14 protein-coding genes and 1 tRNA gene are annotated in these 11804 nt (G+C 64.9%); 5 read left to right on the forward strand and 10 right to left on the reverse strand.

What is annotated here, in order from left to right; translation table 11 throughout:
* Nucleotides 1–23: 23 nt before the first annotated feature.
* Nucleotides 24–659: a histidine phosphotransferase ChpT gene (locus tag PKA57_RS06215; protein WP_324298609.1), complete on the reverse strand. Its 636-nt coding sequence runs from the start codon at nt 657–659 to the stop codon at nt 24–26.
* A 195-nt stretch (nt 660–854) separates the two neighbouring features.
* On the opposite strand from PKA57_RS06215, the gene cysQ reads away from it, so the two are divergent.
* Nucleotides 855–1664 (forward strand): 3'(2'),5'-bisphosphate nucleotidase CysQ, encoded by an 810-nt coding sequence (gene cysQ, locus PKA57_RS06220; protein ID WP_324298611.1) that lies wholly within the window; start codon nt 855–857, stop codon nt 1662–1664.
* A gap of 231 nt (nt 1665–1895) precedes the next feature.
* On the opposite strand, the gene PKA57_RS06225 is transcribed toward cysQ, so the two are convergent.
* The 3 genes from PKA57_RS06225 to PKA57_RS06235 are packed head-to-tail and all read right to left on the reverse strand — an operon-like array spanning nt 1896 to nt 4157.
* Nucleotides 1896–2243 carry a YdbL family protein gene (locus tag PKA57_RS06225; protein WP_324298613.1) on the reverse strand — a complete coding sequence of 116 codons (348 nt, stop codon included), beginning with the start codon at nt 2241–2243 and terminating at the stop codon, nt 1896–1898.
* Nucleotides 2244–2253: 10 nt separating this feature from the next.
* Entirely contained in the window at nt 2254–2454 is a 201-nt protein-coding gene (locus PKA57_RS06230; RefSeq protein WP_324298615.1) for a YnbE family lipoprotein, read from the reverse strand.
* Nucleotides 2455–2474: 20 nt separating this feature from the next.
* Nucleotides 2475–4157 (reverse strand): YdbH domain-containing protein, encoded by a 1683-nt coding sequence (locus PKA57_RS06235; RefSeq protein ID WP_324298617.1) that lies wholly within the window; start codon nt 4155–4157, stop codon nt 2475–2477.
* Nucleotides 4158–4274: 117 nt separating this feature from the next.
* On the opposite strand from PKA57_RS06235, the gene PKA57_RS06240 reads away from it, so the two are divergent.
* Together PKA57_RS06240 and PKA57_RS06245 are read left to right on the forward strand one after the other, a co-directional pair.
* Nucleotides 4275–4901 carry a DUF1134 domain-containing protein gene (locus PKA57_RS06240; protein WP_324298619.1) on the forward strand — a complete coding sequence of 209 codons (627 nt, stop codon included), beginning with the start codon at nt 4275–4277 and terminating at the stop codon, nt 4899–4901.
* 126 nt (nt 4902–5027) lie between these two features.
* Nucleotides 5028–5864, forward strand: a complete 837-nt coding sequence (locus PKA57_RS06245; protein WP_324298621.1) for a hypothetical protein — start codon at nt 5028–5030, stop codon at nt 5862–5864.
* A 105-nt stretch (nt 5865–5969) separates the two neighbouring features.
* Here PKA57_RS06245 and PKA57_RS06250 read toward each other — a convergent pair.
* The 3 genes from PKA57_RS06250 to PKA57_RS06260 all read right to left on the reverse strand — a co-directional run bounded on the left by PKA57_RS06250 (nt 5970) and on the right by PKA57_RS06260 (nt 7416).
* A tRNA-Glu gene (locus tag PKA57_RS06250) sits at nt 5970–6045 on the reverse strand.
* A gap of 496 nt (nt 6046–6541) precedes the next feature.
* The gene (locus PKA57_RS06255) at nt 6542–7012 is read right to left on the reverse strand and encodes a M67 family metallopeptidase (RefSeq protein ID WP_324298623.1); all 471 of its coding nucleotides are present in this window, start codon (nt 7010–7012) and stop codon (nt 6542–6544) included.
* Complete coding sequence (locus PKA57_RS06260) at nt 7009–7416, reverse strand: hypothetical protein (protein WP_324298625.1); 408 nt, start codon at nt 7414–7416, stop codon at nt 7009–7011. Before PKA57_RS06260 ends, PKA57_RS06255 begins: the two co-directional genes overlap by 4 nt.
* A 32-nt stretch (nt 7417–7448) precedes the next feature.
* On the opposite strand from PKA57_RS06260, the gene PKA57_RS06265 reads away from it, so the two are divergent.
* Both PKA57_RS06265 and rpoH read left to right on the forward strand, forming a co-directional pair.
* Entirely contained in the window at nt 7449–8456 is a 1008-nt protein-coding gene (locus PKA57_RS06265; protein ID WP_324298627.1) for an RluA family pseudouridine synthase, read from the forward strand.
* Nucleotides 8457–8643: 187 nt separating this feature from the next.
* Complete coding sequence (gene rpoH, locus PKA57_RS06270; protein ID WP_324298629.1) at nt 8644–9546, forward strand: RNA polymerase sigma factor RpoH; 903 nt, start codon at nt 8644–8646, stop codon at nt 9544–9546.
* A gap of 72 nt (nt 9547–9618) precedes the next feature.
* Here rpoH and msrA read toward each other — a convergent pair whose 3' ends face one another.
* From msrA to PKA57_RS06285, 3 genes are all read right to left on the reverse strand, one after another.
* Nucleotides 9619–10275, reverse strand: a complete 657-nt coding sequence (msrA, locus tag PKA57_RS06275) for a peptide-methionine (S)-S-oxide reductase MsrA (protein WP_324298631.1) — start codon at nt 10273–10275, stop codon at nt 9619–9621.
* 78 nt (nt 10276–10353) lie between these two features.
* Complete coding sequence (locus tag PKA57_RS06280) at nt 10354–11319, reverse strand: alpha/beta hydrolase (RefSeq protein WP_324298633.1); 966 nt, start codon at nt 11317–11319, stop codon at nt 10354–10356.
* Nucleotides 11316–11666: an SCP2 sterol-binding domain-containing protein gene (locus PKA57_RS06285; RefSeq protein ID WP_324298635.1), complete on the reverse strand. Its 351-nt coding sequence runs from the start codon at nt 11664–11666 to the stop codon at nt 11316–11318. Before PKA57_RS06285 ends, PKA57_RS06280 begins: the two co-directional genes overlap by 4 nt.
* Nucleotides 11667–11804: the final 138 nt, after the last annotated feature.

The raw sequence follows: 11804 nt of genomic DNA on the forward strand, positions 1-11804 counted from the left end.
TTGGCTCGGCTGCCGGAAAATCCCTAGGCCCTGGCCTCGATCGTGAATTCCTCGCCTTCCATGCGCGCTTCGATCGCAAGGCCGAGCGAACGGGCGATGAGCCCGGTGAAATAAGGCTGGGCCGCGCGCGCATCGAGGGGCTCATCCGGCGCCCTCCCGCCCAGAAACCTCGCCGTCTCTTCCGGAATGCGCGCCGCCTGCCCGCGCGAGCGCACATGAAGATGCGGCTTTGCGAGATCGCCCTCGATGCCGACAGCGACCTCGCCGCCGCGCGGAACAGCGGCAATGCCGATGAGCAGCATGTTGAGCAGCAGCTTCACATAGTCCTTGCCCATGGTGGCGTGTGGCGCGTGCCAGGAAAGCGTCGCCTTCTCGCTCCGCATGAGCCCTTCGGCGACGGCGCGCGCATCGGCGAGATCGAGTTCGGCCCCGGCCGAGCCTGCCGAGCCGAAGGCGAGCCGCGCGAATTGCAGCTTCGCTGAAGCCTGCGCGGCGCTCTTCGTGATGAGATCCATCGCGTGAACGCGCATCTCGGGGTCGTCATCGTCCGCGAGCACTTCGAGGCCGTTGGTGATCGCGCCCACCGGGCTGATGACATCGTGGCAGACGCGGCTGCACAAAAGCGCCGCCAGCTCCAGCGCCGAAATATCCTCGTTCATCGTTCCGCCGCCCCCGCTTTTCGATCTTCGCCTGAACGCAAATGCCCCAAACGCTGATAGCATCGCGCCGCCCGCTATGCCAGCCCCGACCCGGCTCGATCCGGCCCAACTCGATCCGGCCCAGCCCGATCCCGCCATGCTTGACCCTGCCAGCTCCGGGTGCTGTTCTCGCGCCGCCGATGCCAGGAGAAACGCATGAGCCCCACCCCGGACCGCAAGACACTCCTCGACGGGCTCTGCCGCCTCTCGCTCATGGCGGGCGCCACGATCATGGCCCATTACGACAGCGGGCTCGAAGCGATCCGCAAGGAAGACGACAGCCCCGTCACCGCCGCAGATCATGATGCCGAACGCATCATTCTCGACGGGCTGCATCATCTTGCGCCAGGCATTCCCATCGTCTCCGAGGAACAGGCGGCCGCCGGACATATCCCCGATATCGGCCGGCGCTTCTTTCTTGTCGATCCGCTCGACGGCACGAAGGAGTTCCTTCGCAAGAACGGCGAATTCACGGTCAACATCGCGCTCATCGAGGATCGCGTGCCCGTTGCGGGCGTGGTTTACGCACCGGCCAGCGGACGCCTCTTCTACGCCGCAGGTTCCGGTGAAGCCTATGAGCGGAAAGTCGCGCCTTCCACAAATGGGGCGCTCGACGGCGCCGAGCCCGCCCGCCGCATCGGTGTGCGAAAACCGGATCCCTCCGGCCTCGTTGTCGTCGTGAGCCGCACTCACCGCGATCACAAGACCGACGAATATCTCAACCTCTACAATGTGAAGGAGTTTCTGGTCTCGGGCTCCTCGCTCAAATTCTGCCTGATCGCGGCGGGCGAAGCCGATCTCTATCCCCGGCACGGCCGCACGATGGAGTGGGACACGGCGGCAGGCCATGCGGTGCTCGCCGCCGCCGGAGGCAGCGTGACCCAGCTCGACGGCGCGCCGCTTCTCTATGGCAAGACCGAACGCGGGCTCGACAACCCGTTCTTCGTCGCGCGCGGCGGCGCCTAGCGCGGCGCGCATGCGAAAACGGCGCCTCCGATGAGAGAGGCGCCGTACCCGTCATGCTTGTCGAGGCCGCGAACGAAATGGAATGCGGCCGACGCGAACCCGAACCCCCCGGCCCTGCGGGTTCGCGCCGGCCTCGCCTGCCGGATACGCATACTGGCGGCGGCGCTGCCGGAAGCGGAGCAAGCCTCATGCCGGAGATTTAGGGACGTCAGCGTACCGGAACGGAACGCTTCAGGGCTTTTTGACCCATTTTCCCGATGCATCCTGGACAAACTGTCCCGAAGGCGTCTTCGCGATGAGCTTTTCGGCGGCGAGCTTCTCCACCGCGTTGAGCGTCGCCCCGGGCGTCTGCGTCACGATGTTCTGATAGGCCCCGCGGCGGCGCAGATTGATGTCGTCCACCAGACGCTTGAGGTCGGGCGACGGGCTCGCGGTGACGACGCCGACATAGCCGTCCTGCCGCTCGCCCACGAGCCCCTGCGCCTTCGCGCCGTCGAGATCGAGCGCGAAAGCGGGCGCCGCGAGAGCGAGCGCGCAGACGACGGAGAGAATGGCGAGTGCTGATTTGAAGAGGCGCATGATCTTCCTCTCAGAAAAGATCGGGGTTCTTGGCGAGCACATTGTCCAGTTCGCGATCGACCTTGACGCGAACCTCCTGCTCGATCTTGACGTTGAGATTGATTTCGATGGGCTTGTCGGGCGCCTCGATCTTCACGGTCGGATTGCATGCCGCCGCGACGAGGAGAAGCCCCGCCGCGATCAACCCGTTCGCCGCGCGCCGTCTTGTCATTCCCGATTTGTCTCTTGCATTCATGGTGTGGCCTTCTTCGTCGGCGCGACCTCGCTGCGGATCAGTTCCATCGGCCGGAAGCCGACCGTACCACGCCGGATCAGCTCCGCAAGCGAGCCTTGCAGATTGACATTGAGGACAATCGGATAGCCGCCATAGAGCGACGGATTCGAGCCCTTGAAGTGGAGGCGGAACTGAAGTTCGCCATTGGCGTTTCCGCTGAGCGTCGCCTTAAGCTCCGTGTAATGAAAATCTTTCAGAGCCTCTGTCAGAAGCTTCGTCTGTTCGTTGCCTGCTGCCGCGTCAGCGGCGGCACTTTTGTAGACGATGACGCCACCACCCGCCGCGGCGGCGAGCGCCCCGTCCCTGATGATCGGATTGCCGTTCTCGATCGCGACGGGAATGGTGCCGCTCAGCTTCCCGCTCCCGGAAAGGCCCGGCACATCGACGAGCATCAGAAGGGATGCCACATCGACATTCTCGACCGTAAGCTCGAATGCGTCGGCGCCGGCCGAGGTCGAGGCGAGGGAGAGGCGGCCATCGGCGAAGGGCCAGGCCGCGCTGACGAGGTGCGGAAGGCCCGACCTGCCGATCTCGAACGCGACGCGGCCATCCTTCAGCGGAACGCCAGCCTCGACGAGCCCGACCGAGAGCGTCTGTATGCCCCTGCTGCGCGGCGGCGCGAGGCTGTCGAGGATCACCGTCCCGTCGAGCCCGCCGAACTTCGCCGAATAGGCCTCGAAGCCGATGCCGGAAAGCACGACCCGCCCCGAACTCCTCAAGCCCCCGGACGCGAAGGAAAGCTCCGCCTCATAATTCGCCTTGCCCTGAACATTGGCGACGAGACCCTTCAGCACCGGCAACAGGGTTTGCGGCTCGAGCCCCGCAGGCGCGAAACTGAGCGCTCCCTGCGCGCGCACGGCGCCCTTCAGCCCCGCGAGATCATAGCTGCCCGCGAGCTTCGCGAGCTCTGCGCCGCCCGCGCCGGGCGCGGCGCTCCGCGCCACGGCGCTGAAACCGAGCTTGCTGCCATCGAGCGTGCCCCCTCCGACAAATTCGACCGGCTCGAAGCGAAGAGGTGCGGCAAGATCGGAAAGGCGCAACGAGGGAAATGAAATGGCGACCGGCGCCGCCGCATCGGGCTTCGACAGATCGAGGCTGCCATCGAGCGCGAAGCGCCCTTGCGGCGTCGCAAGCTCGATCCGCGCGCCATCGACATGAATGGCGGGAAGCGGGCCCGCCGCGCCGCCGCCTCCCCCCTCCAGAAGCCTGCTCGCCGCGCCGAGCGACAGGCCGTGCTCATCCACCAGCGCATGAGCAGTCAGATTGGAAATCTCGATCGATTGAACGCGCCCTGAAATAAGCTCGCCCAGCCGGTACATCACCGTAATCTGCCCGGCCTCGACATCCGGAGACTGACGGGCACTTCCTTCACCGGGGCCGATCGCCAGATCCGCGATCTCGATACTCCTGAGGCCGAGCATCGAAACCCGGAAGGAGACGGGGGCCACGCCACGCGCCGCCAGCGCATCGGCGATCGCCCGCTCGGCCAGCGCCACCCTCGACTGCCACAGCGCGGCCAATCCGAGGACGAGCAGCAACACCGCGGCGGCGCCCAGATAAATAAGACGCCTCAGCGCCGGTTTTTTATTGCCCATAACCTGAAGCGAAATATCCTTGTGGAGAGAAATCCAGGGCCTCATCTCTGCCTTATTATGCCGCCACAAAGTGTCGGGCATAAGCGCGGTAGAATACGGGCATCGGATTCGGGCCAATTTTGGGCCCGACTGAAAGCAAAGGCCAAAGAGGAGCGAACGCAAATGGCAACCAGACCGAAAATGCTCCACGGGCTCCACGCGACGGTCGCGGCGGGCCTGCTCATCCTCCTCGCCGGAGCCGGCTCCACGGCAGCCCACGCCGCCGAATACAACCAGCAGGCCCCGGCCGTCCGCAGCCATGCGAGCGATACCTATAGCGAGAAGGAGATCGTGAACGAGGCCGGCCAGTTCTTCGGAAGCGCCGCCCAGGGCATGGCGGATGCCGTCCACAGCGTCTTCAAGAAATACGGAGAGCCGAACGCCTATATCAAGGGCGAGGAAACGAGCGGCGCCATCGTCCTCGGGCTTCGTTACGGGTCCGGTACGCTCGTCATGAAGAATGGCGGCCAGCAAAAGGTCTATTGGCAGGGCCCGAGCGCCGGCTGGGACTTTGGCGGCAACGCGGTCAAGGTTTTCACGCTCGTCTATAACCTCCCCGACGGGCAGACGATCTTCCAGCGCTTTCCCGGCGTCGAGGGCAGCGCCTATCTCGTCGGCGGCATCGGCATCAATTATCAGCAGCGCGGCAAGATCATTCTGGCTCCCATGCGCTCGGGCGTGGGCCTGCGGCTCGGCGCCTCGGTCGGCTATCTCAAATACACCAAGGACCGCGAATGGTTGCCCTTCTGACATGAGGCGCAGCACCGAGACGAGGGGCCCGCGTGTTTCAGCGGTAGAAGCTCCGATTTATTTCTGGCAGGCTGATCGGAGCCGCCTTCCGCCAGATGTCCACAACGCCAGCCCGACGGGGTTCCCATGGCCGAAAGCCTGATGCTGATCGCACTCGGCTTCCTCACAGCGACGCTCTTCGCGATCGTGGCGGTTCAGCTTGCCTGGCGGCGCGCTGTCACCGTGACCACGGAAAAGATGAGGGGCGAACTCAACCTCGACGAGGTGGAGCAGACGGCCGCGCGCCTTGTCGAGGCCGAAGCCGCGCTCGAGGACAAGCGCGGCGAAGCGAGCGAACTCGCCGCCCGCAATGCCGAGCTCGAGGAACGGCTTGCTACCGCCAGCGCCGAAGCGCAGACGATGCAAAGCGAGATCGCCGACCTGCATGGCCACTACGAAACTGCTCAGGGCGAGGCTCGCCGTCAGGCCGAAGAACTGGCCGCGCTCCACTCCCATGCGGCGGCGCTGCAAACCGAGATCGGCGGATTGCGGCAGCGCGTCGCGGAGCTTGAAACCGCCGCCACTGCGGAAATCAATCGTCAGCTACAGGTCGAAGCGCAACTCAGGCAGCTTGGCGAGCGCGCGACGCGGCTCATCTCCGAAATGAACGAGGCTTTCGCGCATGCCGCGAAGGCGACGGGGCTTCATTCCGCCATGGCCGCATCCGAGGCGAGCAGCACAACGCACCCCGCCGAAGAGCCCGCCACGCTATCGCCCTATCCAGTCGAGGTTGAAGACGGCACCGATATGCGCCAGCTCGACGCGATCAAGGCATCGCTTGCGAGTTTCAGCGAGAGCGTGAAGCCGGATGCGGCATCCTATGAGGATGCGGATGAGCAGGACGAGGACGCGCCCCTGCCGAATGAGAGCTTCCTTGCCGAGCGCATCCGCGCGCTTGAGGCGGGCGTCGCGCCCCATCGCTGACGGGCGGAAAAACCGTCTCTATACGGATGAATTGCGCGCGAAGATGCCCTGACCGCCAAAGCGTCCGGGCAGCAGCGCAAACTGAAATGTTCGGATTTCAGCGAATGGCGTCCCCTAGGGGACTCGAACCCCTGTTTTCGCCGTGAGAGGGCGACGTCCTGGACCGCTAGACGAAGGGGACGGGACCAGTTCGGGGGCTCCGTATAGGACGGTTGTGCGCCGCGATCAAGCATAAAGACGGTAAACCGGAAACCTCCGCGCGTACCCGGCGCCTGCTCGCCTGCGGCCGCGCCCTGGCGGGAGGGCAATCCCCTCCCCGCTATAGGGTAACCGCCCTAAATTTTTGCCCTGCGCTGCGGCAAACCGGCGCAGCGAAAGAGTGTGCCTATTCATGAATTTCAAAAATAAGGCATTTATCCCTTTAAGTACAATGACTTACAAAACATTACGCCACTGGTGCGCGATATATAAAATTATTGCGACGCAGCATTTCGGATTTGACATTTTGTCACGAAAGGCGGATACAGGTCTCACGAAAGGCTGATCGATCTCCTCCCCGATCGAAGACTTTCAGTAGTTGCCGCCCGCGCCCTCCTCCCTCCTCCCCCCGGCGCGGGCGGCACCCTCCCCCTCCCCAGAATTGAAATGATCGCCTGGCTCGTGGCGCTTGCCGCGCGTCAGCCTTCGATATGAAGCCGCAATGGCCGGAAGCGGCGTGCCGCCCCATCCCCGAGCCGCAGGAAAGCCCGCATCGTTACCCGCCCCGTGCGCTGCTCCGGCGCCGCGATGAGCGTTACGAGCCCGACCTCATGCGCGCCGGCGAGATCCGCGCCCGAAGGGCTCGCGACCCCGAGCGGATGGGAGTGGAAATAGCCCACGACCCTCTCGCGCAGTCTCTTGTGCCGCGCTTCCCTCAGCGCGCGCTGGAGCGTGAAGAGAACGGCCGGATCGATTTCGAAATGCCGCATGCGCAGCCGCTTAGGCAGCACATTCGCCGCCGTCACGGCATGCGCGACATGCACGCGCCCGGCGCGTCTGGTGCCGACCAGCACGCCGCAGCATTCTTCCGGAAAGCATTTGAGCGCGTGCGCCACGATTCGGTTGTAAGAGGCCCGGCCGATCGTCAGCGCGGCGAGCCCCGCCGTCATCGGCCCTGATTCTCCGCGAAGTCGCTGAGGGGCCGCAGGCGAATCCGCCCAAGCTCGACACCGGTCCGGGTGCTGACGATGATGATCTCTTCCTGCGCGGCCGCGCCCTGCTTCGTCGTCACCGTGTGAATGGCGATCCTGTCGTCCGCCATGACGAGGCTCTTCACGCTCTCGCCGGGCGCAACATGAATGTCGCTGACGCCGAAGCGCCCGCCGATCCCCACCCTCGGCTCCGTGGCCGCGGGCTGGGAGGCACGCTTCATCACCACCACGGCCACAAAGATAATCCCCGCCACCAGAATGAGCCCCATGGTGACGAGCAGCATGATGGCCGCCTTGACGCCATTGGAAAGAGGCGGCTTTGGCCGTTCCACGGAAGCGGGCGTGGCGGTATTCTCAGACATTTAGTCCTCACTCGACAGAATGGGCGAAAGTTTTGGCCAGCCAACGCCATGCCGTGACCGTGCCGCCGGAAGCAGGCGGCGCGCGTCTCGACAAGTATCTCACGGAAGCGCTCGCCGACAAGGCTGAAGCCCTCTCTCGCGCGCGGCTGAAGGCGCTGATCGATGGCGGCCATGTGGCGATCGACACGGCTGCGGGCGCGCGCCCCTTGGCCGATGCGTCCTATCGCGTGAAGCCGGGCGAGCGCTTCATCGTCACCGTGCCGGCCGCCGTCGCGGCCGCGCCCGAGGCCCAGGCCATTCCGCTCGACATCGTTTACGAGGACGACGATCTCATCGTCGTCATGAAGCCCGCGGGCCTCGTCGTCCACCCGGCCGCCGGCAATCCCGACATGACGCTCGTGAACGCGCTCATCGCTCATTGCGGCGACAGCCTTTCAGGCATTGGCGGCGAGAAGCGGCCCGGCATCGTCCACCGCCTCGACAAGGACACGTCGGGCCTCATGGTCGTGGCGAAGAACGACCGCGCCCATCAGGCGCTCGCCGCGCAATTCGCCGCGCATGGGCGGGACGGGAAGCTCACCCGCGCCTATACCGCGCTCGTCTGGGGCGTGCCCCAGCCAAGGCGGGGAACCATCGAGGCCAATATCGCCCGCTCCCCGCGCAACCGCGCCAAGATGGCGACGGCGCACAAGGCGGGACGCGAGGCGATCACGCATTATCAGGTGAAGGAGGTTTACGGCGACGGCCTCGTGTCCCTCGTCGAGTGCCGCCTCGAAACCGGCCGGACGCACCAGATCCGCGTTCACATGACCTCGATCGGCCACCCCCTGCTCGGCGATCCGACCTATGGCGGCGCCCAGAAGACGCGAAAATCGAAGCTCCCGCCCGAGGCCAGGGCCGCGCTCGAAAAGCTCGGCCGTCAGGCGCTTCACGCCCATCACCTCGGATTCGAACATCCGACGACCGGAAAAAGACTCAGATTCGACGCATCTTTACCTAGCGACATTAATGACTTGATACATAGTTTGGAATTGGTATAATGTCTATCCATGGCGGTCCTTTTTTGGCCTGAATCCGCGCCTATATAGGACGCAGATATCCGACCGGCCCGCTCTGGAATTCGCGGACCGGGCACCGGCCTCAGGGGGCCGCCTGGAAGCAACGGCGAACCGACGGATCTGAATTCTTCCGCCGTACGTATCCATTCCGTTATCGAGGGGTATGCACATGTCCAAGCTCATGCCAGCGCCAAGCCCGGAAGCGTCTCTCTCCCGCTATCTGCAGGAGATCCGCAAGTTTCCGATGCTCGAGCCGCAGGAGGAGTACATGCTCGCCAAACGCTGGCGCGAGCATGAGGACGCCGAAGCGGCCCACAAGATGGTGACGAGCCATTTGCGTCTCGTGGCGAAGATCGCCATGGGCTATCGCGGCTATGGCCTTCCCATCGGCGAAGTGATTTCCGAAGGCAATGTCGGCCTCATGCAGGCGGTCAAGCGCTTCGATCCGGAGAAGGGCTTCCGTCTCGCGACCTATGCCATGTGGTGGATCCGCGCCTCGATCCAGGAATACATCCTGCGCTCCTGGTCGCTGGTGAAGATGGGCACGACCGCGGCGCAGAAGAAGCTCTTCTTCAACCTGCGCAAGGTGAAGGGCCAGATTCAGGCGATCGAGGATGGCGATCTGCACCCGGATCAGGTGACCCAGATCGCCGATCGTCTGGGCGTCACGGAAGCCGAGGTCATCTCCATGAACCGGCGCCTCTCGGGCCCGGACAACTCGCTCAATGCGCCGCTGCGCCAGGATTCGGAAGGCGGCGAATGGCAGGACTGGCTGGTCGACGAAACGGCCGATCAGGAAACCTCGCTCGGCGAGCGGCAGGAGCTGAGCGTGCGTCAGGAAATGCTGGCCGAGGCCATGCAGACGCTGAACGAGCGCGAAATGCACATCCTGACCGAGCGTCGCCTGAAGGACGAGCCCGCGACGCTCGAGGATCTGAGCCAGGAATATGGCATCAGCCGCGAGCGCGTGCGCCAGATCGAGGTGCGCGCCTTCGAGAAGCTGCAAAAGGCCATGCGCGCCGCGATGCGCGACCAGGCGGACGCGCGCAAGGAAGCGATGGCCAACGTCTGATCGCTCGGCACACGAACGAAACTGGAAAGGCCGCCCGTCCGGGCGGCCTTTTCTGCATTACCCGCTGAAAATCTAGTCCGCCGCGATGCCCGTTCCGATGGGGCACGAAACGCCCGTGCCGCCAAGGCCGCAATAGCCATTGGGGTTCTTGGCGAGATATTGCTGGTGATAATCCTCGGCGAAATAGAATTCCGGCGCGTCGAGAATTTCGGTGGTGATGGCGCCATAGCCCTGCGCGGCAAGGGCGCGCTCGAAGGCCGCCTTCGAGGCTTCGGCCGCCTTGCGCTGCGCCTCGCCGAAGACATAGATGCCGGATCGATATTGCGTGCCGATATCGTTGCCCTGACGCATGCCTTGCGTCGGGTCGTGGCTCTCCCAGAAGGTCTTGAGCAACGCCTCGTAGGAGACTTTCTTCGGATCGTAAACGACGAGGACGACCTCGTTGTGGCCCGTCCGCCCCGTGCAGACTTCCTCATAGGTCGGGTTCGGCGTGTAGCCCGCCGCATAGCCCGACGCGGTCACGAGAACGCCGGGCACCTGCCAGAATTTCCGCTCCGCGCCCCAGAAGCAGCCGAGGCCGAACATCGCCTTCTCGCTGCCTTCAGGATAAGGCCCTTTGAGCGGCGCACCGTTGACGAAGTGCCGTTCCGCCGTCCTCAGCGGCGCATCGCGGCCCGGAAGCGCCTCTTCAGGCGCGGGCATCTCGATCTTCTTGCGCAGACTGAACATGCTGTCCTCCTTGGAGGTGAGTTTCCCTGTGGGGCGATCCTACGCCGCCGCGCGCGTCCTGTCAGGCATCGCAACGGGTCACAAAGGCGCGATCCGCCCGGCGAAACCGTCGAAGGCCGCCCAGAACTGCGCCCGCAAATCGTCGCGCTCGATCAGGATTTCGTGCCGCGCGCCAGCAATCTCGGCGAGCCGGGCATCGGGCAGGCCGGATGCGGCGGCACGAAGCGACCGGCTGTCGATCAGTGCGTCTTCCGCCGCCAGCGCGATCAGGACCGGCGTTTCGATCTCGCCGAGATAGGCGGGCGCCGCCGTCACATCCATGCTGCGAAAGGCGGCGGCGAGCCAGCCGAGCGTCGCCGAGCCGAGGCCGAGCCGCCCGTCGGCGCGGATCATGGCCTGATAAGCCGCATAGCGCCGCTCGTCATGGGTGAGAATGTTGCGCGCGAAAGCGACCTCGTCGGCCGCCTTCGCGTTACCGCCGGGAACGTAACGCGCGCCAAGCCCTGCGGCCGCGCCGCAAATAGCGATCGCCCGCGTCAGCGCGCCCGCCGCCGCGCCCGAAAATCGCAAGCCCAGCATGGGCGCCGAAAGCGCGAGCCCCGAAAACCAGTCCGGTCGATCATGCGCGGCGCGCAGCAGAATGTTTCCGCCCATCGAATGGGCAAGCGCGATCCATGGTTTCGGAAATGCGGGCGCGACCTCGGCCATGAAGACCGCGAGATCGTGGCCGAAACTCATGAAATCGTCGACATGCCCCTTGCGCGGATCGGCAAGCAGCCGGTCGGAAAGCCCCTGTCCCCGCCAGTCGAGCGTGGCGACGGCAAAGCCCCGGCCGATGAGCTCGCCGGCCACCTCGAAATATTTCTCGGCAAACTCCGTGCGCCCACCGAAAAGGAACACCGTGCCCCGGCAGGCGCCAAGGCCCGCCGCGCGCGGCTCCCAGAGGATGGCGCGCAGCCGCACGCCATCGCTCGCCTCGAGCCAGCGCGCATGGCCGCCAGGGGGCATCGGATTGTGCGTGGTGAAAACGATGGGCGCGCTCAATTCGTCCGGCCGCTCTTTCTGAGCACGATGGGCCCGAGCCGCACCGCGATGCCGACATCGCCGGAAATGCGCATCTTTCCCTGCCGGAAGGCCGTGACCTGATCGACCTCCTGGCGCAGCATGCGCAGATGAAGAAAGGGATCGAGCTTCACCGTGCAATCGGCCGGCTCGTCGCGCGTGTGCACCTTGTTGGGCATCCGCCGCCCGTCGATGAAGACGACGCCCGCCTCGCCATAGTCGAATTTGAGCTTCGCGCCCAGATTTTCGCCCTCCAGATACGAGCGCAGAAGCGCCGCGATCTCGCCGACGATTTCGGGCGCTCTGGAGGGTGTGGAAACGATCTTCATGGGGCGGATGTCCGGCGCGGCATGGCGTTGCGCCATATCACCACCTTGGCCGCCCGCGCTCAACAGCGATGATCGCGAAGAAGATGGATGCCGGGACTAGCCCGGCATCACGGCGTCAGACCGCCTCTCAGAAGCCAA

It is taken from the genome of Parvibaculum sp. (genome assembly GCF_035325945.1).
GTDB lineage: Bacteria > Pseudomonadota > Alphaproteobacteria > Parvibaculales > Parvibaculaceae > Parvibaculum.